The 26313-nt window shown below is 55.9% G+C and carries 26 protein-coding genes and 1 pseudogene; 14 read left to right on the forward strand and 13 right to left on the reverse strand.

Annotated elements, in window-relative coordinates:
- The first annotated feature begins 11 nt into the window (after window positions 1–11).
- Together ACZ1G5_RS06060 and ACZ1G5_RS06065 are read left to right on the forward strand one after the other, a co-directional pair.
- Window positions 12–920, forward strand: a complete 909-nt coding sequence (locus tag ACZ1G5_RS06060) for a DNA adenine methylase (RefSeq protein ID WP_472731992.1) — start codon at window positions 12–14, stop codon at window positions 918–920.
- A complete protein-coding gene (locus ACZ1G5_RS06065) occupies window positions 917–2134 on the forward strand; it encodes an HNH endonuclease (protein WP_472731993.1) in 1218 nt (405 codons plus the stop codon). Before ACZ1G5_RS06060 ends, ACZ1G5_RS06065 begins: the two co-directional genes overlap by 4 nt.
- On the opposite strand, the gene ACZ1G5_RS06070 is transcribed toward ACZ1G5_RS06065, so the two are convergent.
- The gene (locus tag ACZ1G5_RS06070; RefSeq protein ID WP_472731994.1) at window positions 2131–2361 is read right to left on the reverse strand and encodes a helix-turn-helix domain-containing protein; all 231 of its coding nucleotides are present in this window, start codon (window positions 2359–2361) and stop codon (window positions 2131–2133) included. The genes ACZ1G5_RS06065 and ACZ1G5_RS06070 overlap by 4 nt on opposite strands.
- An 87-nt stretch (window positions 2362–2448) precedes the next feature.
- Between ACZ1G5_RS06070 and ACZ1G5_RS06075 the strand changes: the two genes are divergently transcribed.
- Window positions 2449–2844: a hypothetical protein gene (locus tag ACZ1G5_RS06075; protein WP_472731995.1), complete on the forward strand. Its 396-nt coding sequence runs from the start codon at window positions 2449–2451 to the stop codon at window positions 2842–2844.
- A gap of 44 nt (window positions 2845–2888) precedes the next feature.
- Entirely contained in the window at window positions 2889–3446 is a 558-nt protein-coding gene (locus tag ACZ1G5_RS06080; protein WP_472731996.1) for a metallophosphoesterase, read from the forward strand.
- 68 nt (window positions 3447–3514) lie between these two features.
- On the opposite strand, the gene ACZ1G5_RS06085 is transcribed toward ACZ1G5_RS06080, so the two are convergent.
- Window positions 3515–3700, reverse strand: a complete 186-nt coding sequence (locus ACZ1G5_RS06085; protein ID WP_472731997.1) for a YegP family protein — start codon at window positions 3698–3700, stop codon at window positions 3515–3517.
- A gap of 105 nt (window positions 3701–3805) precedes the next feature.
- Here ACZ1G5_RS06085 and ACZ1G5_RS06090 point away from each other — a divergent pair, with 105 nt between their 5' ends.
- Both ACZ1G5_RS06090 and ACZ1G5_RS06095 read left to right on the forward strand, forming a co-directional pair.
- Window positions 3806–4132, forward strand: coding sequence for a helix-turn-helix domain-containing protein (locus ACZ1G5_RS06090; protein WP_472731998.1), 327 nt, complete (start codon window positions 3806–3808; stop codon window positions 4130–4132).
- Window positions 4074–4901 (forward strand): ImmA/IrrE family metallo-endopeptidase, encoded by an 828-nt coding sequence (locus ACZ1G5_RS06095; RefSeq protein ID WP_472731999.1) that lies wholly within the window; start codon window positions 4074–4076, stop codon window positions 4899–4901. The genes ACZ1G5_RS06090 and ACZ1G5_RS06095 overlap by 59 nt, the downstream gene beginning before the upstream one ends.
- Before the next feature lie 75 nt (window positions 4902–4976).
- On the opposite strand, the gene ACZ1G5_RS06100 is transcribed toward ACZ1G5_RS06095, so the two are convergent.
- Window positions 4977–6134 (reverse strand): hypothetical protein, encoded by a 1158-nt coding sequence (locus tag ACZ1G5_RS06100; RefSeq protein ID WP_472732000.1) that lies wholly within the window; start codon window positions 6132–6134, stop codon window positions 4977–4979.
- Between the two features lie 423 nt (window positions 6135–6557).
- Here ACZ1G5_RS06100 and ACZ1G5_RS06105 point away from each other — a divergent pair, with 423 nt between their 5' ends.
- Entirely contained in the window at window positions 6558–6770 is a 213-nt protein-coding gene (locus tag ACZ1G5_RS06105) for a hypothetical protein (protein ID WP_472732001.1), read from the forward strand.
- 23 nt (window positions 6771–6793) lie between these two features.
- On the opposite strand, the gene ACZ1G5_RS06110 is transcribed toward ACZ1G5_RS06105, so the two are convergent.
- Window positions 6794–7876 (reverse strand): helix-turn-helix domain-containing protein, encoded by a 1083-nt coding sequence (locus tag ACZ1G5_RS06110; protein ID WP_472732002.1) that lies wholly within the window; start codon window positions 7874–7876, stop codon window positions 6794–6796.
- 367 nt (window positions 7877–8243) lie between these two features.
- Here ACZ1G5_RS06110 and ACZ1G5_RS06115 point away from each other — a divergent pair.
- From ACZ1G5_RS06115 to ACZ1G5_RS06125, 3 genes and pseudogenes are all read left to right on the forward strand, one after another.
- Window positions 8244–9385, forward strand: a pseudogene (locus ACZ1G5_RS06115) (phosphoserine transaminase).
- 92 nt (window positions 9386–9477) lie between these two features.
- A complete protein-coding gene (gene serA / locus ACZ1G5_RS06120; protein ID WP_472732003.1) occupies window positions 9478–11070 on the forward strand; it encodes a phosphoglycerate dehydrogenase in 1593 nt (530 codons plus the stop codon).
- 5 nt (window positions 11071–11075) lie between these two features.
- The gene (locus tag ACZ1G5_RS06125; RefSeq protein ID WP_472732004.1) at window positions 11076–11864 is read left to right on the forward strand and encodes a metallophosphoesterase; all 789 of its coding nucleotides are present in this window, start codon (window positions 11076–11078) and stop codon (window positions 11862–11864) included.
- Here ACZ1G5_RS06125 and ACZ1G5_RS06130 read toward each other — a convergent pair.
- Window positions 11861–13786 (reverse strand): hypothetical protein, encoded by a 1926-nt coding sequence (locus tag ACZ1G5_RS06130; protein WP_472732005.1) that lies wholly within the window; start codon window positions 13784–13786, stop codon window positions 11861–11863. The two genes, ACZ1G5_RS06125 and ACZ1G5_RS06130, sit on opposite strands and share 4 nt — an antisense overlap.
- 84 nt (window positions 13787–13870) lie before the next feature.
- Here ACZ1G5_RS06130 and mnmH point away from each other — a divergent pair, with 84 nt between their 5' ends.
- Window positions 13871–14923, forward strand: a complete 1053-nt coding sequence (gene mnmH, locus ACZ1G5_RS06135; RefSeq protein WP_472732006.1) for a tRNA 2-selenouridine(34) synthase MnmH — start codon at window positions 13871–13873, stop codon at window positions 14921–14923.
- Here mnmH and selD read toward each other — a convergent pair.
- From selD to ACZ1G5_RS06170, 7 genes are all read right to left on the reverse strand, one after another.
- Complete coding sequence (selD, locus tag ACZ1G5_RS06140) at window positions 14910–17006, reverse strand: selenide, water dikinase SelD (protein ID WP_472732007.1); 2097 nt, start codon at window positions 17004–17006, stop codon at window positions 14910–14912. The genes mnmH and selD overlap by 14 nt on opposite strands.
- A gap of 24 nt (window positions 17007–17030) precedes the next feature.
- The gene (locus ACZ1G5_RS06145; RefSeq protein WP_472732008.1) at window positions 17031–17588 is read right to left on the reverse strand and encodes a pyridoxamine 5'-phosphate oxidase family protein; all 558 of its coding nucleotides are present in this window, start codon (window positions 17586–17588) and stop codon (window positions 17031–17033) included.
- A complete protein-coding gene (locus ACZ1G5_RS06150; RefSeq protein ID WP_472732009.1) occupies window positions 17581–18609 on the reverse strand; it encodes a lipocalin-like domain-containing protein in 1029 nt (342 codons plus the stop codon). The genes ACZ1G5_RS06145 and ACZ1G5_RS06150 overlap by 8 nt, the downstream gene beginning before the upstream one ends.
- Window positions 18599–20983, reverse strand: coding sequence for an FtsX-like permease family protein (locus ACZ1G5_RS06155; RefSeq protein ID WP_472732010.1), 2385 nt, complete (start codon window positions 20981–20983; stop codon window positions 18599–18601). Before ACZ1G5_RS06155 ends, ACZ1G5_RS06150 begins: the two co-directional genes overlap by 11 nt.
- On the reverse strand, window positions 20980–21636 hold the full coding sequence (locus tag ACZ1G5_RS06160; RefSeq protein ID WP_472732011.1) for an ABC transporter ATP-binding protein: 657 nt from the start codon (window positions 21634–21636) through the stop codon (window positions 20980–20982). Before ACZ1G5_RS06160 ends, ACZ1G5_RS06155 begins: the two co-directional genes overlap by 4 nt.
- Window positions 21637–21700: 64 nt before the next feature.
- Window positions 21701–22240, reverse strand: a complete 540-nt coding sequence (locus tag ACZ1G5_RS06165) for a hypothetical protein (RefSeq protein ID WP_472732012.1) — start codon at window positions 22238–22240, stop codon at window positions 21701–21703.
- 8 nt (window positions 22241–22248) lie between these two features.
- The gene (locus tag ACZ1G5_RS06170; RefSeq protein ID WP_472732013.1) at window positions 22249–22608 is read right to left on the reverse strand and encodes a VOC family protein; all 360 of its coding nucleotides are present in this window, start codon (window positions 22606–22608) and stop codon (window positions 22249–22251) included.
- A 250-nt stretch (window positions 22609–22858) separates the two neighbouring features.
- Between ACZ1G5_RS06170 and ACZ1G5_RS06175 the strand changes: the two genes are divergently transcribed.
- The 3 genes from ACZ1G5_RS06175 (at window position 22859) to ACZ1G5_RS06185 (ending at window position 25433) form a co-directional block, all read left to right on the forward strand.
- Window positions 22859–24034, forward strand: coding sequence for an acetyl-CoA C-acyltransferase family protein (locus ACZ1G5_RS06175; protein ID WP_472732014.1), 1176 nt, complete (start codon window positions 22859–22861; stop codon window positions 24032–24034).
- Between the two features lie 80 nt (window positions 24035–24114).
- Window positions 24115–24408, forward strand: a complete 294-nt coding sequence (locus tag ACZ1G5_RS06180; protein ID WP_472732015.1) for a Dabb family protein — start codon at window positions 24115–24117, stop codon at window positions 24406–24408.
- Window positions 24409–24563: 155 nt separating this feature from the next.
- Window positions 24564–25433, forward strand: a complete 870-nt coding sequence (locus tag ACZ1G5_RS06185) for a DUF2927 domain-containing protein (RefSeq protein WP_472732016.1) — start codon at window positions 24564–24566, stop codon at window positions 25431–25433.
- On the opposite strand, the gene yaaA is transcribed toward ACZ1G5_RS06185, so the two are convergent.
- Window positions 25430–26206 carry a peroxide stress protein YaaA gene (gene yaaA, locus ACZ1G5_RS06190; protein ID WP_472732017.1) on the reverse strand — a complete coding sequence of 259 codons (777 nt, stop codon included), beginning with the start codon at window positions 26204–26206 and terminating at the stop codon, window positions 25430–25432. The genes ACZ1G5_RS06185 and yaaA overlap by 4 nt on opposite strands.
- Between the last annotated feature and the right edge of the window lie 107 nt (window positions 26207–26313).

The following is a 26313-nucleotide window of genomic DNA, read 5'->3' on the forward strand; positions in this document are numbered from 1 at the left end:
TCTAGAATCAAATGAGCAGAAACTCTAGTAATTTTGTAGAAAACGGGCCTACCGTGCAGCCAAATGCCGAGGCACCACGGAAACCCTTCATACGATGGGTAGGCGGCAAAACAAGGTTGCTACCGCGCATCCTTCCCCATGTACCAGGCACAATTCGAGACTACTACGAACCGTTCCTTGGTGGTGGAGCCGTCTTTCTTGCTTGTAGGCCGAAGATCAGTGGCCGCGCCAATCTCGCAGACCTGAATGATCATCTAATCTCCGCTTGGATCGCATTGAGGGATGAGCCCGCAGAACTAAAGCCCTTGCTTGATTGGTATCTTAAAAACGACAGTAAAGAATTCTACTATGAAGTTCGCGCGTCAGTCCCCGAAAGTCCTTTGGAAAAAGCCGCCCGCTTCCTATACTTGAACGGCGTATCTTGGAACCATCTGTGGAGAGAAAACTCTAAGACCGGTGCCATGAATACCCCTTGGGGAGACCGAAAGTTCAAGGGCTTCACCGAGGCTGACTTGAAAGAAATCGCGGTTGTGCTTCGCGGCACAAGAATTTCGAACTGCGACTTTCGAGAACTAGTCTCGGGCGCCCAAGAAGGTGACTTCGTTTACCTTGATCCACCGTACCTACCCATTTTTTCAAAGCCCAGCATCGAAAAGGAACCCACGGCCAAATTTAACAAATATACAGCCAAAACTTTTGAGCTACCCGACTTAATAGAACTGGCTGAAGTTTGTTCCAAATTGAGCGAACGCGGTGTGCATTGGATCATGTCAAATCGTGACACCGAAGGCGTACGTGATTTGTTTGCCGGGAATGAAATCGTTAGCTTCACTGCCCATCGAGCCCTCGCAGCGCAAAGTCGTCGAGAAGTAGAGTCACACAAGTCGCCAGAAGCTATTGTAATTGGGCGAGCAAGATGACCATGCAGCAGGTTGAATGGGTCTTAGTTGTTCACTACGGGAAATCGGCCCATCGAGCAGCCTATGGGCGTTTGCCAGGACAGACCTACACCAAGGACTACATACAGCTGTCTAGGAAAGCCGACTTCATAAGCAGCTTGGAGGCGGCGTTCCCAGAAATTGCGGACGGTAAAGAATCCATCGCAATCGAATTTCATTGGCCTTCAGGATCGGCGACCGGGAAGCTGTTTAGGCGATCAGCAGATCGGCCTCATCTAGCTTGGGAAACCAATAGTGCGCCACCTCCATGGAAAATGTCGCTACATCCAACGGAACTGACTGTTGAAACGATCCTAGGCAACCCAGAGCACACCACTGCCACTGCCGCTGACAATGAATTTGCCAAGATGGTGTCCTCAGGTTTTGGGCAACCATTTTTGCTGGCGGTCAAGTTAAGAAACGAAACGCAAAAGCTTCACTTGCGAGTTCACATCGACACGCCGAGCGAGGGTTTTGAATGGGCTTCCTTGGACTTGGCACCACAACCGATTCAAGATCTGGCAGCCAGCACATCTCAAAACTCGGCCCTAGCCTGGCGATTGTTCTCCGCAGATGGTGAAGGGTCAGTTCTGCATTTTGATCCAAGTAAAAAGACCAATCCTTGGAATGATGAGCCTGATGGAGGAACAGGCCAAGAGGTAGTTCTGCCTGCGCATCTTGTGTCATCTGTGCTGCCGCTTTCCTCTGTGGCAGACAGCGACGCTTCAGCAGAAGTCGCACCGCTTTCCAAGGACGAAGTTTCTTTGTTTGAAGAGAGCTTGAAGATTGGAAGTTACGAGGTCGCCGATTCCAGTGCGACCGTAAAGACACGCGGTAGTGCTCAACGGGTGTTCGCAGATGCGGTGAAAAGGAACTACGGCCATCGCTGTGCGCTGACTGGTATAACCAGTCGTGAATTCCTTATTGCATCGCATATCGTACCTTGGAGCGCAGACGAAACCATCCGCTTGGATCCTTCCAATGGGATTTGTCTTTCCGTTCTTGTAGATCGAGCTTTCGAAGTAGGATGCTTGGTTGTTGATGACGACTTAACGGTTACTGTCAATTGGGGGAAAGTTGGCGAGGACAATAAGCTTAAGGATGCGTTGAAGGAATTTGACGGGTCAAAACTTGCCACTCCCATCTCTCATCCCCCAAAGGTCGAGTATCTCCAGCGCAGACGAAAACTGCACTAACCCTTGACGTTCTGCTGAACAAATAGCTCGTAGACTTCCAGCTCCAAAGCATCAGCGATCCGGACAACCGTCTTCAGCCCTGGATTTCGCTCACCACGTTCGATCCCGCCTATGTAGGTTCGATCCAGATCAACGGCATGGGCGAAGCTTTCCTGTGAGTAGCCTCGCTCCTTGCGAGCTGCCCGAAGGTTCTCGCCAAAATCCCGCACTGTGAAACGATTGTCCATCCTTCCTACGGGCAAGAAAGATGTTTTATCGTCTACGGACTTATCGTATCATTTTTGTGATAGCTGGCTTCTTCGGGAGATTTTCGTGTGTTTGACTATTTTCAGGACGGCAAAATCGAACAAGACACTGAACAGTTCTTCGAACTGAAGGAAATCGCGCGAGCGCGTCTCGGTGTCATTAAACAGATGGCCGGTGGGGGTGCATTGGCGAAGCTGAAGCGCCACATCGCCCTGTCAAAACTCAACGCGCTCTTGTCGTTCTACGGCTGGGCCATTCGCCGCAACGGCCAGATGTTCGAAGTCAGGGTACGAGGCGAGCCGGTCGATCTGAAACTTAGTGAACGGCCACAGCACCCCCACGGCAGCATCGAGGATATCAACGAACGGGCCCGACAGTTCTACATAAACACTGGCATCGTGATGGATCCAACGAATGGTAAGCGACTGCCCCATTCTGAACGCGCTCGTTTTGGCATCACCTAAACCTGAAGCCCCCCTTTGCTTCCTCTGAACTCCGAGACTTCACAATGACAATCTGGTACACTTCAGACCTGCATTTCGGCCATGAGAACGTGATCGAGTTCTGCGATCGACCGTTTAAAGCGGTTGAGGAAATGGACACCGCTCTGCTGGCGAACATGCGCAAGCGTGTGAAGAAGGGCGACGAGATTTGGATTTTAGGAGATTTTGCCTTTGGCCCGAGGGCAAAAGACCGCTTTTACCTGTCGTACCTCTTTGGCAAAATTCCCTGCAACAAGCGGCACCTAGTTGTTGGCAATCATGATGCACAACCAGTCTTAGACTTGCCTTGGACATCAGTACATCATCTGGCTGAGGTCAGAGACGGCTCGCTAAAGCAGAACAACACTCTTTGCCATTACCCAATGGTCACTTGGAACCATTCTCGGCGGGGGGCGCTTCAACTTTTTGGCCATGTCCACGGCAACTGGATGGGCAGCCGCAATTCGGTGAATGTTGGAGTCGATGTTTGGGACTATGCTCCGGTGACGATGAATGAGATCGAGGAACGTGCGCGAGATCTGTCGGTTAATCGAATTTGGGCCGAGGCTGAGGCCATGGCGTGACTTCATCTTTGAATAGACTACTGATGTCAGTGTGGAGCGATCGGGAGGATGATCGCTCCACATCCTGATTACGACGGGGTGCATGTCATCCCGTTGCGCCGTGCATTCGAAATACAGTCGGACTTATTAACGTAGCCTTCCGTAGAAGCGCCAACAATCCGGCCATTCGATGCCGTGCGCCGCCAGCGCCAGTCAGAAGCAGTACTCTTGTAGATTTCCCAGGTGTCGCCACCGGAGATGCAAGTTTCAGCCATAATGGCCTCCTATTTTCACTTCAAAAATGTATAGCTCGTACTACACTTGCCTGAAGTACTACGACCGCTATACTCGAGTCAAGCGTTTGAGCGACGAAAGCACCCATGTCTGAAAAATTTGGCGAGAAACTTCGAAAAGTCAGGACCGATAGGAAGAAGACGCTAGAGGAACTGGCGACAGCTATCGGCAGCTCCAAGGCTTATGTCTGGCAGTTGGAGAACAAGAAAAACGCTAAACCGTCTGCAGAACTTCTTCTCAAAATCTCAAATTATCTTGGCGAGTCACCTGATTACTTCCTCGACGACGCGGCTAGTGAGCGTTCCGAGAACCAAGTAGAGGACGCGTTTTTCCGTAAATTTCGAACGCTGTCTGATGAAGACAAGCGATACATTGATAGAATTGTTTCGGGACTCGATGGCAAAGAGAGCTGACCCGAAGAAAGAAGCCATACGGCTTACGAAGCTATGGCAACAATATGGGCCAAACACATATCCCCTCGATCTGGATCAGCTGGTCGACGGCGCAATACTGACCAGCGATTTTTCTGATACCCTTGTGATCGACCGCAATAGGTTTGACAGCTTTGAAGGTTCACTCGTTCGAACAAAGGGAACTCGAAAGTGGACCGCACTCCTGAATACTGAGGTGAAGAATACAAGACGTCGTCGATTTACGTTTGCCCACGAACTTGGCCACTTCATGTGCCATCGGGAATTGCGGGACAAGTTTGAGGATAGCGAGGAAACGCTGAACGACTTTCAGGACGACATCGAAACAGAAGCTAATGTTTTCGCATCTTGGTTGTTGATGCCTGCAAACCTCATCAGAAGCGAGTTTGGTGCCGTGCAATGGGAAACCGACTCTCTACGCGAAATCGGCAATCGGTTTGAATGCTCATTGCAGGCAAGCGCATTAAGGTACGTTCGCTTAAGTCACAAGCCGATTGCATTCGTAGTGTCTCGTGATGGAATGATATTATGGGCAGCAAAGAGCGATGCTGCACCTTACATGGCGAGCTATTGTTTTGGTGATGATCTGCCGACCGGGTCACATGCTCTAAGCTGCCATCAAAGCAATGAAGTCGATGTCGAGAGGCAAGCCGTTGGCCCGGTCTGGAACGACTACCACCACGCTTTTGAAAGCCAATATTTTGATCAGTCAGGTCGGGGCTATCAATACACGTGCATTGAATTTCAATAGGTTGGTTGCGTTTTGCCGAACAGCAGCTCTTTTCTGTTGAGCAGCTAGACAGCTAAGAAACCGAGAGCAGCAAATTCATGGTTCCGGAGATTGCGCATATTTCGTCTTCATTCTGGGTTTCGGTTTGTCGCCCCAGTCGAAGGGTTCGCTTTCAGGGGACGCCGCCGCCCACTTTTTGTCAAAGGCGTTTCGAACCGTCGCCATCAACTGTCTAGGCAGTACCGTCTTCAGCACTTCGAGGAGCAGGCGAACAATCCCGCCTTGGCGCTTAACATCAGCGCTGAGCCTTTCATTCTCCAGCTTCATTGCAGTGAATTCTTGAGCCTCCGAAGACAAATAGGATTCTGTCATCGCAGCAGCGTCTGCCTTCGCTTTTTCCATGGCTCGCACCAAGAACGCCTCGGCTTCGTTCTTTGCGGCGTCCTCGGCGGCGGCACGCGCCTCTGACAAGGCTTGCTCGTTTGCCTTCTCAATAATCTTCGCAGCTACCCTCTGATGACAATCCTCTGGATCGACCTCAGGCTCTTCTGTGTCTAGCTGGCGTTCCACCTCGGCCAAGAGCTTTTTCTGCTCCTGTTCCGCCGCATAATCTTCCGGCGACAACCGATCAGGATCTCGGCCATTCTTTTGTTTGCCCCGCTCAACTTCATACTTGTCACCGGCATGTGCCTTCAGGTGCTCGAACCAAGCGTCTTGAAGGGCCCGTCCCTGGAACTCAGCCGCATCGTTCCAAACCATCACCGGCTCTCCATCGCCGTCGAAGACGGGCTCAAATTTTTTCGTCTTTTTGTTCTTTACTTCCTTCCGCCGCTCGCCATAGCGGGCGCGGGCATTTTCTTTCGAAAACTTGGACAGCGAAATCCACTGTTCGGCACCCTTGGAAGCCGTGTGCTTCTCGTACCTCGGTGCAAAAAAGACATCGACCCCATGCTGTCCTTGCTCATCCCGATCAATCCGCGCATGAAAGACGGCGTTGCCACCATACGTCTGGTTGACGAAATCAACCGCAATGGCGAGCATCATACGCTGATTGTGATCCGTTACTTTGAAATCCGTTGGGAACTGCATGAAGCCATGCAGGAATTCCTTCTTGGCGCTAGCGTTCTTCCTTGCACCAGCCACATGCGCAGCGCAGGCGTCCATGATCGTGAACTTCCGGTCTTTGGGCTTTTCCTCGATGCTAGCCAGGATTTCATTGAGCCGACGGTCCTTATCAGTTGATCGTTCCTTCACCGTTTCGACAGATGGGTCTGGCGCGTTGGGCCCCGTATATGGCGAGTAGACGTATGGGCGAGCGTCTCGTATGCTACGGCGCATACCGGCTCTGTCGTTGCGTTCTTCGTGTTGCTGCATAGCCGCGCCATAGGCTGCGTCATGAGCTTTGACCCGAGCTGCTCCCGACTTACCCACAACCGAAACCTCCTGTTCTGTTACTCTTTTGAAAAAGAGTAACCCGCTTACCCTTTTTTATCCTGCCGTTGGCCGTCCCAAAAAGAGCGGTCGAGGGTGCCCCTTCGATCCCACTCCGGCTTCGCCTGCGCTGATCATTCTGATCTTTGCCTGCCACCCTTTGGGTGGCGCAAAACCCATCCCTCCCCTGCCTTCTGGCGGGCGATGTCTGGATGGGTTTTGCTAATGGTGGCCATAGGATATTGATTGCGTCCAACTGAATTGACATCATTGCTCACCCGCCTTGGGGCTGCGCACGATGAGACGCCCCTTCCCGGGAACCTCGCTGGCATCGACAACCGTTCTGCCGCACTCGCAGGATGCCATGCCGATGGTGGCACCGGGCGGTACATGTTGGCGAAACTTCGGATGCCAGCTCTCAGCGACCGTTCCGCAGAGATTGCAGCGGATGCCGAATGACTTGCGTGGTCTATTGGAACTCATCACCTCATCCCCTTGCTCAATTTGCTCACCGCGTAGATGAATCCCACAAGGTTGAGCTTGCCGACCTTTGCTTTCTTGATGAGCCCGCCAAGACAGGCCGCAGGGTTTCTCGGGAATTGATCTGAAAGCGGGGACAAGCCCATGTTTCTATGGATCAGGATGATACAAAGCGCTGTGCGTTCCGGCCCCAGAACGCGATTGTCACAGGCAATTCGCCAAGTTCGATCATCGATGCCTATCGATCTGGCAATCTCATAGGCGGCATTGATCACACCCCGCCAAGAATAGTCGCCATACATTTCTAGGCATTCTCGGAAGTGCGGTGACGCCAGCGACATCGCTTGGTGTGCAGTGACGCATTCCGCCACTTCATCAGGCCGATACAGAAATTTGGTTTTTTTGGTTTGTACTATAGGTACTTCAAAATCTTCTCTGCCGTCGGAAGATTTTTCCGAACGAGGGTCGGTTTCGAATGCCTTTGCCAGAGCAGCTAGCGCATCTCGGATTCGCTCCAACGAAGCCAGATCTTTGACCACGGCAGTCCGGCCTTCCGGTAAAATGCTCTGTGCTTCACCAAGGACATCCGGGCAGTTCAAATGCCGGATCTGCCGGTTGATCTCACGGATTTCACTGCGGCATGATTCGATTGCATCTTTGTGCAGGCGAATAGCTTCAGCCTCAGCCAACAGCTCTGCGGCTTGTTCGATGATCGGGGCCAAGTTGATACCAAACACTTTGCGAAGGGTTTTCTCTCCCTTCCCATCGCGCAGCCCGTCACGCCTACCATTTGCTTTTGGGTGCCTTGAGACCAACTGCGCATCTTCCAGATCACGTTCGATCGAATGAACGGTTCGTTCTGTGCATGTCAGCTCTTCTGCTAACCCGCTCACTTGATGCCAGAAGCCGCAAATACGGCCTGGCTCATAATCCTGATCCCTCGTCCATTTATCAAAAGCGTCGGCGAGGTAGCGGATTGCAGAAGTCTTCAACCCACGAGCTTTCAATGCGGGCTTTATCAAGCCGATAAACCGGGATCGTTGGATTCCAACCGGCAAACCGCAATGCGATAAAGTTGCGCTCATGACGTCACCTGCCTTGCCAGAAATGGGCGGCATGAGTATGTTCCAGTAGAAGAAGACTTTTCGAATTGGCCGTTGAGGTGAGTGCCAGCTCTCTCAACGGTTTTTCTTTGTCTGATGTCCCTACATCGCCGTTTCCAACGAAGTGAGCTCCACGATTCCCGGATCAGCCATGGCAGAACAAAGCACGATCTGCTTGTGTCAGATTTGTGCCAATAGGAAACATGCGTTCCTGCATCGTTCTGCAAAAGGCTGCATTTACCTACAATGCAAACACCTTTGCCTATTGCTGTTTTTACTGGGGTTCCGTATGTCCGGCGGTGGGACACCCTTCCCCAACGAAGGGCGCATATCTGTGAGGATACCACTGATGGTTACGACTAAACCGGCGACGCGGCCGGTCAATCCGCGTTTTTCTTCTGGCCCTTGCGCCAAACCCCCGTTTGGAAACTTGATGCATTGCGTGACGCCCCCTTGGGTCGGTCGCACCGTGCCGCTGTCGGTAAGGCCAAACTGGCCGAGGCGATTGACCTGACCCGCGAGGTTTTGGGCGTGCCTGCGGATTACCGCATCGGCATTGTGCCTGCATCGGACACCGGCGCGTTTGAGATGGCGATGTGGTCGCTGCTGGGCGAACGACCGGCTGAGATGGTCGCTTGGGAAAGCTTTGGTGCGGGCTGGGTCACGGATGTGGTCAAGCAACTGAAGATCGACGCGACAGTGCATACGGCAGAATATGGCGAGATCGTCGATATGGCTGCACTGAACTATGACAACGACGTTTGCTTTACGTGGAACGGCACAACATCTGGCGTGCGCGTTGTCTCTGGCGATGTGATCCCCGGAGACCGTGCCGGTTTGACGCTGTGCGACGCGACCTCTGCCGCCTTCGCGCAGGACCTGCCGTGGTACAAGCTGGATGTGACAACTTTCTCGTGGCAGAAGGTCATGGGCGGTGAAGCGGCACATGGGATGTTGATCCTGTCTCCGCGCGCCGTGGAGCGGCTGGAAAGCTATACCCCTGCGTGGCCGCTGCCCAAAATCTTTCGCCTGACCAAAGGTGGCAAGCTGATCGAGGGTATTTTCCGGGGTGAGACGATCAACACGCCGTCTATGCTGGCGGTTGAGGACTACCTTGTTGCCCTGAAATGGGGCCGATCCATCGGCGGGTTGGATGCGCTGGTGCATCGGGCCAATGCGAATGCCCGCGCGATCTGGAATTTCTGTTCTGAGCACGCCTGGATCGACAATCTCGCGGTGGATAAGGCGACACGGTCGAACACCTCTGTCTGCCTGAAATTCACCGATGATCGCATCATCGACGGTGCCGCATTTGCCAAGGCCGTCGCCAAGCGGCTTGAGGCTGAGAATATAGCCTTGGACATCGGCGCCTATCGCGACGCCCCCGCAGGATTGCGCATCTGGTGTGGTGCTACGGTCGAAACGTCCGACATCGAAGCCATGTTGCCGTGGCTCGAATGGGCGTTTGAGGCTGAAATTTCCAACCAATAACCACCCGTCCCGGATCTGATCCCGGACCTCACCCAGAGGCTCCGGATCAGGTTCGGGGCGCGGATCACTCATTTTTCTAAAGGAGCGGCATCATGGCCCCCAAAGTACTTATCTCTGACAAACTTTCCCCCGCAGCTGTGCAGATCTTCAAGGATCGCGGCATTGATGTGGATTTCCAGCCTGACCTTGGCAAAGACAAGGACAAACTGCTGGAAGTGATCGGCCGATATGATGGTCTTGCCATCCGGTCTGCCACCAAAGCGACTGAGAAAATCATCGCGGCGGCTGACAACCTCAAGGTCATTGGCCGTGCCGGGATTGGTGTCGACAACGTCGACATCCCTGCTGCGTCGAAGAAGGGGATCATCGTGATGAACACGCCCTTCGGGAACTCCATCACCACCGCCGAGCACGCGATTTCCATGATGATGGCGGTGGCACGGCAAATTCCCGAAGCGAACGCATCCACCCACGCCGGGAAATGGGAAAAGTCCCGCTTTATGGGCGTGGAACTGACGGGTAAGACGCTCGGCGTCATCGGTGCCGGTAACATCGGGTCCATTGTCATTGATCGTGCGCAAGGTCTGAAGATGAAAGTCGTTGCCTATGATCCGTTCCTGTCCGAAGAACGCGCCACAGATATCGGTGTTGAAAAAGTTGAACTGGACGAACTGCTGGGCCGTGCTGATTTCATCACGATGCACGTGCCGCTGACTGATCAGACCAAGAATATCCTGTCCGAAGAAAATATCGCCAAGCTGAAAAAAGGCGTCCGCATCGTGAATTGTGCGCGTGGTGGTCTGGTGGATGAGGCGGCCTTGGCCGAAGCGCTGAAGTCGGGCCATGTGGCAGGGGCTGCTTTCGACGTCTTTGCCGTTGAGCCAGCCACCGAAAGCCCGCTTTTCAACCTGCCTAACGTCGTTGTCACCCCCCACCTTGGTGCGGCTACGACCGAAGCACAGGAAAACGTGGCCCTGCAAGTCGCCGAGCAGATGTCCGATTACCTGCTGACAGGTGCTGTGCAGAACGCGCTGAACATGCCTTCGGTTACGGCTGAGGAAGCCAAGGTCATGGGCCCTTGGATCAAGCTGACGGGCCACTTGGGTAATTTCATCGGACAGATGACCGATGAGCCGATCAAGGCCATCAACATCCTGTTTGACGGTGAAGCCAGCGACATGAACCTTAAGGCGCTGACCGCAGCGACAATTGCCGGGATCATGACGAAAGCAAACCCTGACACGAACATGGTCAGCGCGCCGGTTATCGCTAAGGAACGCGGGATCAAAGTCTCGACCACCAAGCAAGATCAATCCGGTGCGTTTGAGGGTTATGTGAAGGTCACTGTAGTCACTGAAACGCGCGAGCGTTCTGTCGGCGGCACGGTCTTCAGCGATGGCAAGCCACGGTTTATCCAGATCAAAGGCATCAACATTGATGCCGAGATTGGGGAACATATGGTTTACACCACCAACGAAGACGTGCCGGGCATCATCGGTGCCTTGGGTACCACGATGGGTGCCAACAACGTCAACATCGCGAACTTTACGCTGGGCCGCTCCGAGGCCAAAGGCGAGGCGATTGCCTTGCTTTATGTTGATGAGCCGGTACCTGCCCCTGCACTGAAGGCGTTGGAAGAGACAGGACTGTTCCAACAGGTCAAAACACTGACCTTCAACGTCTGATACGCATGACCCCGATTTACGCCATCGGCGACATTCACGGCCAGAAAGAGATGCTGGATCATGCGCTGGCGCTCATCGCAGCGGATGGCGGTGACGATGCGCAGATCGTGTTTTTGGGGGACTATACAGACCGCGGGCCGGACAGCCGGGCCGTGGTCGAGACCTTGATTGCGGGACGGGATGCAGGGCGTAACTGGACCTTTCTCAAAGGTAATCACGACCGTTTCTTCACCCGGTTCGTGCGTGAGGGGGTAGAGCATGATCCGCGTGTCAAATCCGGGATCAGTTGGTTGAACCCACGGTTGGGCGGGTCAACCACGCTGGCGTCATACGGTCTTGAAGGGGTGATGCATTTTGCGCCACATGCAAAAGGCACGTTGGAACGACTGACCCACTTTGAGGGACCAACCGGTTCCATAGACCCTGTTGAACTACAGAAGATGGCGCAAATTGCCGTTCCTGCGTCACACGTCGAATTTTTGGAAGACCTGCCATTGCTCCACCAAACCGACGATCTGATCTTTGTCCATGCCGGTTTGCAAATGCAGCTGCCGCTTGAATGGCAAGACCCCGAGGATTTGTTGTGGATCAGGGATGGGTTTTTGGAAAGCCGCGTCGATTATGGCAAGCTGATCGTGCATGGGCATACCGCCCTTGATCACCCGCAGCATTTTGGTAATCGCGTCGATTTGGACGGCGGGGCCGGCTATGGCGATCCATTGATCCCCGCCGTTTTTGAAGGCCGCGATTGCTGGACTCTAACCGATCAGGGCCGCGTACCGCTCACACCTTAATCCCGCCGAATAACCCCGGTTACTGCCGCGGCCCCAATCGCCGTCACGATCCAACCAAGTGCGATCAACCACCACCGCGCCCACCAGAGCCACCAGCCCCAAGGGCCGCGAGTAGTGGAGGGTGCCCATGCCGCCTCTTGCCCCAGCGACACAATCGGGACGACCAGATCAACCGCGTAGGACACCGCATTGAACGTCTCATAGTCGCGTCCGGGGGTCAGGATAGTCGTGCCATCCGGGGCGAGCATATATTTGTCAGACCAGACTTTCGCGGGGTTTTGGATGTTGGGGTCTGTTGCCAATGTTTGCCAGCTTTCAGACATCAGGACGGGACCGGCGGTCGGCGCAAAATCCCCCTCCTCCCACGACTTGTCCGCAAGAAACCAGCCGATAAAGACCAAGGCCAGCAGCATGTAGAAACTGCGTTCCGGCTTGTGCCCATAGCCCACAACCAGACCGAAAATCCGGTCCGCGATCACGCTACCTGCATTGCGCCAACTCACACGGATCGCCGCCCAGCGCTGTTCATCACGAAACTGCTTTTGCGCATAGTCCAGTGTCATTTGGCTTACATTCAGCGTGTCGGCACCTTTGGGATGCAACACAGCCAACCGCGCAACATGCGGATCGTTGGGACGGCGTTCCTGCAACTCTGAAATCGCTTTTTGCCGGGCGTCACCCGCCAACAGGCTGGCCGCCAAAAGCGACTTGCGCCATGCACGCTCGCGCCGCCAGCGCGCGCGCGACGCTTTGCGCTGTTCTTTTTCCTTGGCCACCATAATGGCGCGCGCGTCTGACCGATGGCCGGTCTCGCGCAGCAGCTTCGCCAATTGCTCGTAAGGTTGCGGATAGAACTCCCGGCGAGACACAGCCCCTTTTTGCAACCAGTCGAGCCGGTCCGGAACATCAATCCCGCCGTGCAGCACGTCATAGATGAACCCGCTGAGGTAAAGCCTATCGCAAAGTGCCCAGCTTTCCGGATCATCCCATAGATCGCCCACATGCGCAGATGTCAGATCAACTGCACCCACAACCCCCTTGATGCGCCGCCAGATGAAACCTTCGCGCACGATCAGGCGTTGGGCGTTCAGCGCGTGCCCTTCGGCATGGCGCATCGTGGCGTGGGTACAATCAAGCACACCGTTAATCTCTGCCCCCATAAAGCTGACTTCGCCGTCTGTCGTGGCATAGCGCAGGAATGCATCACCGCGCACCTGAATGCTTTGGGCGTTCAACGCGTGCCCTTGGGGGTTATGGAAAGCGACGCCAATGACCACCAACTGCCCGCCGATTTGTGCGCCAAGCAGGCTGACTTGACCGGTGGCTGTCGTCCCTTCCAACAGCACACTGCTGGCGACTTTCATGCCTTGGGCCTTGAATGCGGATCCCTCGGGATGCCGCAAAGTGGCTTGCGTACATGACAAATGCCCTTTGATGTCACTGCCGGACAGCGAAACCTTTCCGTCGATCCGACTACCGTTCAGCGTCAGGTTCCCGCTGATCTGAATGCGTGCCGCATTGATCCCATCGGTCATCGTGCAGCCAACGATGGCGAGCCCATCGGCCTGCAATTGCACCATCTGCGCCCGTTCGGCGAAGTGGCAGTTGAAGAAATCAATCGGACCGCGGGCGGTGGTAAAGCTCAGATCCAGTTTGCCCGCGATCCATGCACCATTGACCGTGATGCCGGAGGGTTGCGTGACGAAATCTTTGCAGCCACCCAAGATCAGATACCGCAGCAAGGCCGCACGGATCAAAACGCCGGGGGCCTTCAGGTTCGGGACCGCCAGGCCCACCCTTGCCGTTGTCCCGGCCTGCGCACTGTCGAGCAGGATAATCTCTGCCGGGGTCAGCAGATCGTTGTCACGCAATTGCACAACTTGTGCCCAGCGCGTGATCAGATGCAGGTCTTCAAAACTCATGGGTGCAGGCTATGGCGCGGGACGCGGGCTCGCAATGGGTATTCGGCCCTTTTGCCCGTGGCCCAAGTACCGTAGACCATTGCAATGCCAATTGAATTGACCAGCCTTGATGCAATCCTGAACCATGGTTTTGACACCGTGATCGATGTGCGCTCGCCTGCCGAATTTGCCGAGGATCACGTCCCCGGCGCGATCAATCTGCCCGCCCTGTCAAACGAACAACGCGCCCAAGTGGGCACGATTTACAAGCAGATCAGCCCATTCGATGGCCGCAAGATCGGTGCCGGCATGGTCATTCGCAATGTGGCCGATCACATCGACGGCCCCCTGAGAGATAAGGACGGTGCCTGGCGACCCTTGGTGTATTGTTGGCGCGGTGGACAGCGGTCCGGTGTCTTCTCAACCCTGTTATCCGAGATTGGGTGGCGCGCGGACACGATCAAAGGCGGATATACCGCCTTTCGCCGCGTGGTGAAGACCAGCCTCTATGATGTCACCCTGCCCCATCGGTTTGTTCTGTTGGACGGTTATACCGGCACCGCAAAGACCGAAATCCTGCCCCGTCTGACCGCGCGCGGGGTTCAGGTGATTGATCTGGAGGGTCTGGCCCGCCATCGCGGATCGCTCTTGGGTGGAATGGCTGGCGGACAGCCGACCCAGAAGACATTTGAGACAAGTGTTGCTGTGGCATTGAGCAAGCTGGATCCGACACGACCCGTCGTTGTCGAAGCAGAAAGCAGCAAGATCGGGCGCATCGTGATCCCAGCTGCAGTCTGGTCTGCAATGCTGGCGGCCCCTCGGGTTGTCGTTCAGGCACCAGAAGCCGCACGCGCCACCTATTTGGCCAAGGCCTACCGCGATGTCATCGAAGATCCAAAGATCGTCGAAGAAAGACTTGCACCGCTCCGCCGCGTGCGCGGCCATGCGACCGTGGACCGGTGGATTGCACTATCAAAGGCAGGTGCGCTGATTGATCTGTCTCATGCGCTGATGGTTGACCACTATGATCCGGCCTATGCCAAGTCACGGCGCATAGACGAGCGGGAGGTGCTGGCAGAAGTCGCAGTCGACACGCTCGATGACGCAGGACAAGAACGTGCCGCTGATGGTATCGCCAAGGCAATTAGCGTGTTTTGATCGCTGTGCCCTCTGTGATCTCACCAATGATCGCCGCGACATAGCCTGCGTCCCGGAGTTTGTTGACCATCGCGTCCGCAGACTTCTCGGGCACCGCCGCCAGCAGTCCGCCTGCGGTTTGCGGATCAAAGAGCAAATCGAAACTCCGCCCTTCGACGATGCCTGCCCCATCCCGGTTTTCGGCAAAGAGTGATGACCGCACGCCGCTTTCAGACAACGCCAACGCGCCATCCATCGTCGGGATCGCATCCAAATCTAACGCTGCACCCACCCCAGAGGCATCACATATTCCGCGCAAATGCCCGGCAAGGCCAAAGCCGGTCACGTCGGTCATCGCATGGGCTTTACTGAGGATTGCAGACGCTTTCGCCTGATCCTGCACCATCAGATCAAGACAGCTGATCACGTCTGCCCCTTGTGCTTTGCCAACCATCTCTGCGGCCATGATCGTGCCGCTGCCAATTGGCTTGGTGATGATCAGCCTATCACCGGGCTTTGCCCCAGCTAGCATGATCGGTGACTTGATCAGCCCCGTGACCGTAAAGCCGATGGTCAGCTCATCCCCAAGCGAGGAATGCCCACCGATGATCTTGGCTCCGGCATCAGCAAAGACCTTTGCGGCTGTCTCCATAATCTCGGTCATCGTCCGTTCTTGCAACGCGGACGACATACGCGGCAGGATCAAACTGGCCGTTGCCGCCTGTGGCTTTGCCCCCATCGCCCAAATATCGCCCAGCGCATGCACAGCCGCGATGCGCGTCATCAATACCGGGTCGTTGGTCAGCGCGCGCAGGTGATCGGTGCTCATCACTTGGCCGGGCTGGAGCTCTGCCGCGTCATCGCCAAAGTGATCCGCCAGAACGTTTTGCAGCGCTGTGCGACCCACCTTGGCCCCGCATCCGCCGCACATGGGTTTGTTGCCCAAGGCCTCTTTCACGCCCAGCGCTATCGTGCGTGGCAACTTTGGGGCGGCCATAGGTTGCAGCGTGTCAAACTGGTCCATGAATTTGCGGTCGATATAGTCTTTGAGTTTCCAAAGCAGCGGCCCTTCACGGGCGGTGCCGAATTTCTCGGCGAGGGCGGATTTGTCGCCCAGTGAAACCAGCTTGAGATAATCACGCTGTGGTTTATAGGGCCGCATCGCCCCACCCGACAGAACGGCACGCAGGTTATCAAACAAAACCGGTGCTTCGCGCACAGCATACACGCCAGCTTTGGGGCGGGGGTCATGGCTGAGATGGGCGCAATCGCCGACAGCAAAGATGTCCGGCGCGCTGGACTGAAGATTGGCATCGACGGTGATAAACCCTTCGTGCAGATCGACACCGATCCCGGCAATCCAGTCATGCGGCTTGGCCCCTGCGGCCCCTGTGGTGAAATCGCTGCGAATGGTGCGCCCGTCCCGCAGTACGACACCCTCTGCAAAAATCTCGGTCACTTCGGCGTCTTCAATGATTTCGATATTGCTGGCAGCCAAAGCCGCCAGCATCTTTTGTCGGGCTTTGTATCCCAACGCGGTCAGGACACGGCTCTGGTCAATCAATCGGACGGTTGGTTCTTTGTCGCGCAATGCATGTGCCATCGCCATCGCAAGCTCTGCCCCGGCAACGCCGCCCCCGATAATTGCAATTTGGGGCGCATCAGCCTGCGCGCGAAACGCATCCCACCGTGATGCGAAGATACCCAACGGCTTGGCAGGAACGGCATGCGCAGAAAACCCCGGCAGATCCGGCATTGCTGACGTGATGCCCACGTCGACAGCGGCAACGTCATAAGCCACCGAAGGACGGCCGTTGACGGTAACGGTTTGGCCATCTGTATCAATACCCGTCGCATAGCCGTTGATCATCCGGGCCCCTGCAAAGCGCGCAAGTTTGACCAGATCGATGTCCAACTCTGCGCGGGTATAGTGCCCCGCGACAAACCCTGGCAGCATCCCTGAATAGGGGGCTGTTGGTCCGGGGTTGATCACTGTCAATCGCACGCCTGGCAATGGGTTCATCCCCCAGCTGCGCAGCACCAACGCATGGGTATGACCCCCGCCGATCAGTACGAGGTCGCGCGTAAGAGGTAGATTGTTCATATCGGTGTTGTAACTGTCGTGTCGTTAGGGTGAAAGCCACTGTCCGCACCAATGACTGACACGTGAAAAACTGACACGACGATGCGCAGCCCCAAGATGAACAACGTCGATGGTCGCGATGGCACAATGCAACACCGCAAATGTATCCGGATCAGGGTCTTTGACATAATCAAGAGCCGTCTTGATCGCGGTTCCGGGTGGTGGTGTCACCCCGTAGGACTGTTGTGCGTGATCGGGGATATTGTTCCATAGCGCCTGTGTTTCAGCCCCGGAACGGATTGAGACGTCTGCCTGCAAACGGATTTGCATGTCCTGTTTTGCATCCCAAATATGCAGGGCGGCCCGGGGGACGGCCCGCAGGCTTTTTATCTTGTCGGAATAAAGATCCGTATGGACGGTCACGACACCCGCTTCACGATCTGCGGTGCGCAAGACAACGGTCCGCGCCTCGGGCCAACCGTCGGGTGAGACCGTTGCGAACGTCGGCCTGCGCGCAGGATGTTTGGCATCGGCGACGGCACGGCCAAGTGTGCTCCAGACTCTGGACAGGATATCCTCTGCGGTTTCAAACCACTCACTCATAGCCTGTCATCTCCAGATATCCGACACCTTCGTGGCTTCCGGTCACCCGGACCGGCCCTTCCCAATAGGGTACGCTGGTCGTCATCCAAGCGTCTTCATTGATCGCCTGCACTGTCACATCCACCTGTTGCGCAGGCAATTCGACACGCCACCTTATGGGAACGTCGTCATCGTTCACGGCTAGCGGTGTGGCGATCAGAGCGCCATCTGTATAGGGGGTCGTTTGCCCATCTGGTGTCACCCAAGTCGCCGACGTGAAGTTGTTTCCGTCGGTTTGCTGCAACCGAAATCCCATCATTTTGTTTCCATCGTCAAATGAGAGCGAGAACCAGTCCCAACCGGTTTGATTGTCCGCCAAGGGCTGCGACGACCATTCGCGGTCAAGCCAAGCGTTGCCCGTCACAGCGACATCGCCATCAGGCAATTGCAACGTGCCTTCGATAGCAAAGAACGGTTGGGAATAGTAGTAAGAGGCCTGCCCGGCCGCTGATTTGACCGAATATCCACCGTCGCCGTGAAAGATCAGCGGCCCTTGGGCCGTCAACGCCATATCGTAGGCGAAGGTCGACCCACTTGCCGTCATGCGCAGCGTATCCCAGTCGCCGCGCAACACCCAATCGTCGATCCAAGCCTCGAAGGGGTCCACCGTGACCCCCGCTTGGCCGATACCGCCGCGCGCCAGCCGCTCAGACACGTAGTGATCGGTCGGTGTCGTCACTGCGGCATGGCCCATCCACAACTGAGGCGCAGTCCAGCCGTCGCCCGTCTCGGGGGCCAGCGCGGACCGAAACAATGTCCATTGCAGCCCATAGGGTGTGCCGTCGTCTGATGTGAGGTTCGCCGTCAGATACCACCATTCGATACGGTAATCGGGATGGGCCCCGTGGTCCGCCGGAAAGTCAAATTGCGGCTCTGGCTGGGGCACGCTGAACCCCGCAGCGTCGGTGCCAAGCCCGGCAAAGCCCTGTGCAACGGCTGCGACAGGCAGGCAAATCGCAAGAACAAGCATCCTAACGTTCATTGGAAAAGACCTTCAATAGATCCGCAGGCGGCGTGCGGGCCAGGCGTCTGGCAGGCCAAAGTGCGGCAAGTGCTGCTGCCAGCAAGGCAAAAAGCCCCAACCGGGCATAATCCATCGGGAACAGATACATCGGCAACTCCCACCCAAAGGCGGCTACATTGACGACTGCCAGCAAGGCCCATGCCAAAGCAAGTCCAAGCGGCAAAGCGAGGACCGCAGTCAGCAGTGCCAACATCACGGCGCGAAGCAGTTCCAACCGACCTATTTGCTGACGTGTCATGCCCATTGCCCATGCCGGCGCCAGCTGCGGGACGCGCATGCTGGCCAATGTCAAAAGGCTCATCAGGATTGCAAAGCCCGCAACCGCCAGCGTCAACACGTTCAGTGCTGTTGTGACGGTGAAAGTCCGTTCGAAAATGGCCAGTGAAATGGCCTTGATATTGGCTTGGTTGACGGATTGTGTCGCCGGGATGCCCGTTGCGTCTTCCAAACCCGATACAAACGCGGGCACAGCCACCGGGTCTATGCGCACGCCATAATTCTGCGGTGTCACCGCGGGATAGAGCAGGCCGAAGACGTCTTCGCCGATCACCGCCTGCCCGATGGGATTGCCGTAGTCGCCATAGACACCCGCGACGGGAAAGGACCTGTCTTGCAAGCGGATCTGATCGCCGACGTTCAAACTGGCCCGGCGCGACAGTTGTTCGTTGATCAGGATTGTCTGCCCGCCAAACGTGCTGTCCCACGGTCCATCGGTCTGCTGCAAGAACACCCAGTTGTCACGATAGGTTGCGTGGTCGCGGGCGCCGAAAACCTCTGTCTGGTATCCCGCGATTTCAATGTCCACATTTTGAATGGGCAACAGGATATCCGCCCGCCCATCCGCATAAGCGATCAGCGCGGCGGACTGCGCTTCGTTTTCAGTGCGCACATAGAGTTCCGATGCAAGCCGCTGGTCGAGAAAATCAGTGAATGTCAGTCGAAAGCTGGACACCATGGTTGAGACACCAACATTTGCCGACATTGCCAAAAGCAGCGCCATCAACGCCAGTGACAGCCCCGGCAACTGTTGCCGTGTGTCCGCCCAGAACCATTGCGCGGTCACTGATTTCGCGATCCCGCTTGATCCTGCTAAAACCCGATCAAGGATCAGCGGCAAGCCAAGTGCGGCACCGATCAAAAGTGATGCGAGCAGGGCAAAGCCGCCAATCAGGCCATTTGCCGTGAACATCAAAACAGCTGAGACACACAGCAACAGGATCGCCGCACTTCCCTGAAAGAGTGCGCGTCGCCCAGCCGCCATCGCCAAGGCGCGCGGTTGCGCCGCCGCCAGTAAAGGCATCTTCGCCATTCCGAACAGCGCGCCACCGGCTGCGACCGCCGTACCCCCCAGCGCGATGGCCAGACCTGACAGCCACCACACAGGACGCAATTGCAGCGTGCCAGATACCTCTGCGCCGTAAAGGCCGCGCAGTGTTGCCGCGACATCGGGCAACAAGAGCGCGGCAATCACATAGCCCAGCGCCACGCCGATGACCCCGGCAACAAACGCAAAGACCATCAGTTCAACCGCCATCAGGATCACCAACTGCCGCAAAGGCAGACCGAGCGCACGCAATGTGCGTACCACGGGGCGTCGTTGTTCAAATGCCAACCCGATGGCACCGTTGACGATGAAGATGCCCACCGCAAACGATAGCAGGCCAAATGCTGTCAGGTTCAGGTGAAAGCTATCTGTCAAACGGCCAATATCACTGCCGCCTTGTGCGGGTTGCAGGCTGAGTTCTGGGACGAGTGTGCCCAAATCTGTCCGCCCCTTCGGTTGGGCTGGTAAGACAATCAAACTGTCGATCTCTCCCGGCCGCTCAAGCAAGCGCTGCGCAACACCAATATCCGTGACAGCAGTGTTTGGCGCCGCTTCTGGCGTTATGACCACATTGAGACCATCCAAACGGATCGCTGTCTCAGCATTACCAAAAAGCTGACCTTCGCCGGAAAGAAATGCGGCGATATCGGTGCCTTCAGCCGGTGCCACAGGACCAAGGCCCAGCGGTGCGGTCAGGGGTTCAATCCCGACGATCCGCACCTCATCCAGCCGACCCTGCACAACGGGGCTGACCAACCAACCATCGCGCCGCAATCGGATGTAAGTGGCTTGCGTCATCGGTTGCCCATCGCGGCGGACCAGCCTGTCGTACTGCCCCTCGCCCAATGTGGCGGCGGCGGCATCATAGCTGGCGCGGGCCTCTGCGTTGACTGCCTGAACACCGGACCAGAGTGCTGTTGCCAGTGCCAAGCCCGCAAGCAATGTGAAAAGCTGCAAGGGATTGCGCCACCAATGCGATAGCAATGCCTGCAACGTGGTACGTGTCATGCCACCTGCCCACTGCGCAGATGCAGACGGCACGACATGCGTTCTGCCAATCGCTCTGAGTGGGTCACCATCAACAAGCCTGCGCCCGTCTCAGACACCAGTTCCAACATCAGCGCCAGAACCGCCTCTGCCGTCGTTTCGTCCAGATTTCCCGTCGGCTCATCCGCCAGTACGATCCGCGGCTTGGGCGCCAAGGTCCGGGCAATCGCGACGCGCTGCTGTTGACCACCCGAAAGCTGTTCAGGGTATTTGTTCAGCTGCGATGTCAGACCCATACGCGCAGCCAAGGCATGTGTCCAATCGGGATCATAGCGCCCTGCCAAACGGGCCTGAAAGCCGATATTGTCGATCACCCGCAGGCTGGGGATCAGGTTGAATTGTTGAAAAACCACGCCAACGGTGCCACGGCGCAAGGCCGCCCTACCGTTGTCGTCAAGCGTTGCGACATCGCTGCCATCAACAATGATATGGCCCGCATCGGGTGTATCCAGACCGCCAATCAGGTGCAAAAGCGTACTTTTGCCGCTGCCGGATTCGCCTGTCAGGGCGAGGGTCTCACCCGCATCCAACGTCAGATCAATGCCGCGCAGGACCGCGAAAGGGCCGTCAGCGGTTTGATAGGTCTTATGTATGTTTTGAACAGTCAGCAGCATGGTTTCTTGGGTCCTCGGTCTGAGGTAACACACCAAATCGATAAGGAAACGTCTGTGCGGCCGATTAACCGCCGATTAGTGCGATTTGCGTGCCTGCCGGGTCCTCAACGACAAGGCATTCGACATAAGAAACGCTGCGATTCCACACCACATGATGGCCTGATTGGCGCAGCCGCGCGGCGACATCTTTCAAGTTGGACAATGGAAAAGCGGGCAGTGCCTTGGTGTCGAATGGAAAATTCGGCTGTGTGCCAAAATAGATTTGGCGCGTCCCGCTGACGGCCCAAAATCCGTCTTGGTTCTGGGGATAATCCGGGGCACGCATTTCAGTCAAACCCAGTTCCCCGAGGTAAAAGGCCCTTATTGCCGGCTCTTCGTCGGGTTCCATCGGGATAAAGGTTTTCTGAAACCGCGCATTTTGCTGCGCCGCATCCCGCCCCGCGCTGAACGCCATATCGGGACCACGCCGTCGGAGCTTGGGCCGGGGGTCCTCTTCCTTTTCATCTTTCTCGCGTTGCTTGAGGCTGCGGTAGAGCCAATAGATGACCATCAGAAAAACGACCAAAGCAGGTGAAATATCAAAGGGAAGGGCAGCGGCCTGCATGATGTCGATTAGGTCTGACCAATAAATTCAATGCGATTTCCAACGGGATCGACCGTGAAGAAACGCGTCACCTTTGGCAAGGTGGTGTCATACGTTGCTGTGTGACCCTTTTTGGCAAGGGTACGGGCCAAACCATCCAGGTTATCAACCACGAAGGCCGGATGTGCCTTTGTTGCCGGGTGAAATGCGGGGTCGACACCAAAATGGCAGTCCAACGCGCCAGCCCGCGCCCAGAACCCGCCCCGTCCCCGCAAAGCTGCGGGTTTGTCAACTTCGACCATGCCCAGAAGCCCGCAATAAAATGCACGCATCTTGTCTTCTTGTCTGGCAGGCAAGGCCAATTGGATATGGTCCAAAGCAACAATCATTCTAGTCTTTCCCGTTCTTGTTCCGCCCGTTCCCAAAGCGCACCAGCACCCAGACAACAGCAATGAAAACAGCGACGATCACATAAGGATTGCCCCCGGTTAGATCTTGAAGCATCAGCGTCTCCAAATTGTATACTGTAGTATACTATTTGGATCTATTTCGCAGTTTTTCAAGTTCTGCCGCCACGTCTTACTGTTCTCTTGCTGTATCTGAGATACCACAATGTCAAAGACAGACAGGAGGGCTGAGATGACCGATATTGTGATTTTGGGTGGCGCGCGGACCGCTATCGGAACCTTTGGTGGATCCTTGGCAGGGACATCGCCGATCGAACTTGGGACGATTGCGGGCAAGGCAGCACTCGACCGTTCAGGCGTTGAGGGTGCGCAAATTGGCCATGTTGCCTTTGGCCATGTGATCAACACCGAACCCAAGGATATGTATGTCAGCCGGGTTGCCGCGATGAATGCGGGCGTCCCTGAGACGACCCCAGCCATGAACGTCAACCGGCTTTGCGGGTCGGGCGTGCAGGCTATCGTATCTGTCGTGCAATCACTGATGTTGGGGGATGCAGAGCTCGGACTTGCCGGAGGTGCCGAAAACATGAGCCGCTCCCCCTATATCATCTCGGACCAGCGCTGGGGTGCGAAGATGGGTGATATCCGCACACAAGACATGATGCTGGGCGCGCTTAACTGCCCGTTCGGCACCGGGCACATGGGTGTTACGGCAGAAAATGTCGCGGGCGAGCATGGCATCAGCCGCGCCGATCAGGATGCATTTGCCTTGCAAAGTCAGGAACGCGCGGCGGTTGCGATCGCAGCAGGGTATTTTGACAGCCAGATCACGCCCGTCCCCGTCAAGCGGCGACGCGAGATGGTCGATTTTGTGACCGATGAGCATCCAAAAGCGACCACGATGGAAGCACTCGCCGGTCTGCGCCCCGCCTTTCAAAAGGACGGATCAGTCACCGCTGGCAATGCCTCTGGCCTGAACGACGGCGCAGCGGCACTTGTGCTTGCAACCGCCGATGCGGCAGCAAATGCCGGTCTGACGCCAAAGTTCCGTATTTTGGGATACGCGCATGCCGGTGTCCGCCCAGAGGTCATGGGCATTGGTCCCGTTCCCGCAGTGGCGAACTTGCTGGTCAAAACCAAACTTACAGTCGACGACTTCGATATTATCGAATCCAACGAAGCTTTTGCCGCTCAGGCGCTGGCGGTCACACATGAACTTAGGCTTGATCCCATGCGTGTTAATCCAAATGGCGGCGCAATTGCTCTGGGTCATCCGGTGGGTGCGACCGGTGCAATCATCACGGTAAAGGCTATGTATGAGTTGGAACGTACCGGCGGGAAGCGCGCATTGATCACGATGTGCATCGGCGGCGGTCAGGGGATTGCACTGGCCATTGAGCGGATCTGACGCGGGTCCGGCCCTTGCAACCGTTGCACAGTCATGTTTCTACAGCACCGCAAAGATGATCCCTGATAAGGCCGCCAACTGTGACTGTCCGCCCTCCCCTTCGCCATGTTGTCTTTTTCAGCGCTAAGGACAAAGCGGACTTGCCACAGATTATCGCGGGGCTGGAGATGCTGGCAGACATCCCACACAGCAATACATTTGAAGTCCGGCCCAACACGCAAAACGACGCGCTTTCCTCCGAAGTGGATGTGATTGTCTATGCAGAGTTCGCGAATGCAGAGGCGTTGGCGGCATACAAGGCACATCCCATCTATGAAGCGTCCATCAAGGCCGTGCGGCCATTGCGGGATATGCGGATTGCTGCAGACTTTTAGTCAGTAAACCCCGGGTCCGTCATCGCAGACAACCCGTAGCTGCGCTTGTTGCGGCGATGACACGTCAGTCAACAATATCTCCGTCAAGGTCGGATTTCAGCAAAAAATCGCTCGCTTTTTGTCTGGCAGCAACGAATAGTCGGATGTGTGGGGGCATGTCACCGTACCAGCCAGAGAGTACCGATATGCCACAAGTATTACGACTACTGACGCTATGTTCTTTTTGCGCAATGTCTCTGCCCGGTGTCGCCGTGGCGGATGAAAAGCCGATCTATGATCAAGTTGTAGAGATCGTGGCGTCAGAGCGTGGAACCGTGCGACGCTGGGCGTATCCGCCAAAGCTGACCGTTATCCATGATGGTGAACCGCATCGCGAAAAGATCCATGGGCTGGTTGATATGGTGAATTCCCAAGTGCCTGATTTCCCCGGGATCGGCGCAGTCGAGTTTTTTGATCTGAGCCAATTCGAGAGACGTTTGGCCGGCAATGCGCAGTTTCGCATGCCGGCGGCTGACTATGATGGTGTTGCGGGATCGATTGTGCGGGCGACCTTTGCCGGTGAACAGGAAGATCAGGATATCAATGTCACAGGCAGCATCTTCATCTTTCTGACCGGTCTTGAAGACGGCATCACCTTTGGCGCGCTGACCCAAAGCACCAAGCGGCTCAGCCGGCAATTTGCAGAAGGCGGCGATATGCGGTGTTACTTCAACCTCATGTCGCTGAACGATGAACTGCGCGCTGGTTTCATTTTCCTTAATATGGACGATGCGCTGACACCTGTTGCAGAGTGTCTGTACGAGGAGTTCATGCAAACGCTGGGTTTGCTGAATGACTCACAAGGCTCATCAGTCTTTACTTTTGACAATACAGGAACTGTCCGCGAAGACCGCGGGCCCGATTTCCAGCTGCTGCGCGCGCTTTATAGTCAGGATATCAACGCAGGAGACGAGGCGCAGAAAGTGGCCGATGTCTATCTGAACATCACCCAACCACGGTTGGTGGGGGCCGTCGCCCAGCCCTAGGTCGCTGTTGGGTAGTCTCTGAGGAAGACCCATTTGTCGCCTTCTGACAGGTCAGCGTCAAAGGCATAGCCGCCGGACGCGAACCCTTTAATGCCTTCCGCCTCAGTCACCCGGTTTTCGACGACGAACCGCGCCATCGCGCCCCGCGCGCGTTTTGCAAAGAAGCTGACGATGCGGGGCTTTTCGTCTTTCAACTCCATAAAGATTGGTGTGATCACCCGTAGCTTCAGGGCTTTGTGGTCTGCCGCGCCAAAGTATTCCTGACTGGCGCAATTGATCAAGGTATCGGTTCCCACGGCCTCGGCCTGTGCGTTCAACGCTTTGGCAATCGTGTCACCCCAGTAGTCATAAAGCGATTTACCGCGCCGGGTTTTCAACCGGCTGCCCATTTCTAGCCGGTAGGGTTGGATGGCATCCAGCGGACGCAACAGACCATAAAGGCCTGACAAGATACGCAGGTGATCCTGCGCCCATGCCATATCGGCATCGCTCAGTGTTTTGGCCTCAAGCCCCTGATAGGTGTCACCGTTGAATGCCAGAGCCGCAGGCTTGATGGCATCTTTCGCCGGATCCGCCGCAAACACCTTGAACCGGTCCCGGTTCAATCGGGCCAAATCATCTGAAATGCTCATCAGACCTTTAAGTTCTTTCAACGTCAGGTTCTTGGCGGTCTTGGACAAGCGCACCGCATCTTCCTGAAACTCAGGGGATGTGGCGGTCACGTCAACGGGATCCATGTCGAGGGATTTGGCGGGGGAAACAACAACAAGCATCAGAGCATCCTTTTGATCTTGGGGATGGATGTAACATGGCCAGCTTCATTGACCACCCCTCTGGCATGCCAAGGTGGGTGCGGCTATGCATTTAACCAACAAAGGAG

The sequence above is a fragment of the Yoonia sp. JB2-21 genome, from assembly GCF_055693545.1.

What these genes read in the sequence shown, in the direction of transcription:
- yaaA (WP_472732017.1), bottom strand. Translation starts at nt 26,206, where the DNA reads ATGCTTGTTGTTGTTTCCCCCGCCAAATCCCTCGACATGGATCCCGTT.
- ACZ1G5_RS06110 (WP_472732002.1), bottom strand. Translation starts at nt 7,876, where the DNA reads ATGAGCGCAACTTTATCGCATTGCGGTTTGCCGGTTGGAATCCAACGA.
- ACZ1G5_RS06095 (WP_472731999.1), top strand. Translation starts at nt 4,074, where the DNA reads ATGAAGACAAGCGATACATTGATAGAATTGTTTCGGGACTCGATGGCA.
- ACZ1G5_RS06185 (WP_472732016.1), top strand. Translation starts at nt 24,564, where the DNA reads ATGTCACCGTACCAGCCAGAGAGTACCGATATGCCACAAGTATTACGA.
- ACZ1G5_RS06080 (WP_472731996.1), top strand. Translation starts at nt 2,889, where the DNA reads ATGACAATCTGGTACACTTCAGACCTGCATTTCGGCCATGAGAACGTG.
- serA (WP_472732003.1), top strand. Translation starts at nt 9,478, where the DNA reads ATGGCCCCCAAAGTACTTATCTCTGACAAACTTTCCCCCGCAGCTGTG.
- ACZ1G5_RS06070 (WP_472731994.1), bottom strand. Translation starts at nt 2,361, where the DNA reads ATGGACAATCGTTTCACAGTGCGGGATTTTGGCGAGAACCTTCGGGCA.
- ACZ1G5_RS06060 (WP_472731992.1), top strand. Translation starts at nt 12, where the DNA reads ATGAGCAGAAACTCTAGTAATTTTGTAGAAAACGGGCCTACCGTGCAG.
- ACZ1G5_RS06160 (WP_472732011.1), bottom strand. Translation starts at nt 21,636, where the DNA reads ATGCTGCTGACTGTTCAAAACATACATAAGACCTATCAAACCGCTGAC.
- selD (WP_472732007.1), bottom strand. Translation starts at nt 17,006, where the DNA reads ATGAACAATCTACCTCTTACGCGCGACCTCGTACTGATCGGCGGGGGT.
- mnmH (WP_472732006.1), top strand. Translation starts at nt 13,871, where the DNA reads ATGCCAATTGAATTGACCAGCCTTGATGCAATCCTGAACCATGGTTTT.
- ACZ1G5_RS06130 (WP_472732005.1), bottom strand. Translation starts at nt 13,786, where the DNA reads ATGAGTTTTGAAGACCTGCATCTGATCACGCGCTGGGCACAAGTTGTG.
- ACZ1G5_RS06125 (WP_472732004.1), top strand. Translation starts at nt 11,076, where the DNA reads ATGACCCCGATTTACGCCATCGGCGACATTCACGGCCAGAAAGAGATG.
- ACZ1G5_RS06065 (WP_472731993.1), top strand. Translation starts at nt 917, where the DNA reads ATGACCATGCAGCAGGTTGAATGGGTCTTAGTTGTTCACTACGGGAAA.
- ACZ1G5_RS06155 (WP_472732010.1), bottom strand. Translation starts at nt 20,983, where the DNA reads ATGACACGTACCACGTTGCAGGCATTGCTATCGCATTGGTGGCGCAAT.
- ACZ1G5_RS06170 (WP_472732013.1), bottom strand. Translation starts at nt 22,608, where the DNA reads ATGATTGTTGCTTTGGACCATATCCAATTGGCCTTGCCTGCCAGACAA.
- ACZ1G5_RS06085 (WP_472731997.1), bottom strand. Translation starts at nt 3,700, where the DNA reads ATGGCTGAAACTTGCATCTCCGGTGGCGACACCTGGGAAATCTACAAG.
- ACZ1G5_RS06150 (WP_472732009.1), bottom strand. Translation starts at nt 18,609, where the DNA reads ATGAACGTTAGGATGCTTGTTCTTGCGATTTGCCTGCCTGTCGCAGCC.
- ACZ1G5_RS06175 (WP_472732014.1), top strand. Translation starts at nt 22,859, where the DNA reads ATGACCGATATTGTGATTTTGGGTGGCGCGCGGACCGCTATCGGAACC.
- ACZ1G5_RS06145 (WP_472732008.1), bottom strand. Translation starts at nt 17,588, where the DNA reads ATGAGTGAGTGGTTTGAAACCGCAGAGGATATCCTGTCCAGAGTCTGG.
- ACZ1G5_RS06090 (WP_472731998.1), top strand. Translation starts at nt 3,806, where the DNA reads ATGTCTGAAAAATTTGGCGAGAAACTTCGAAAAGTCAGGACCGATAGG.
- ACZ1G5_RS06165 (WP_472732012.1), bottom strand. Translation starts at nt 22,240, where the DNA reads ATGCAGGCCGCTGCCCTTCCCTTTGATATTTCACCTGCTTTGGTCGTT.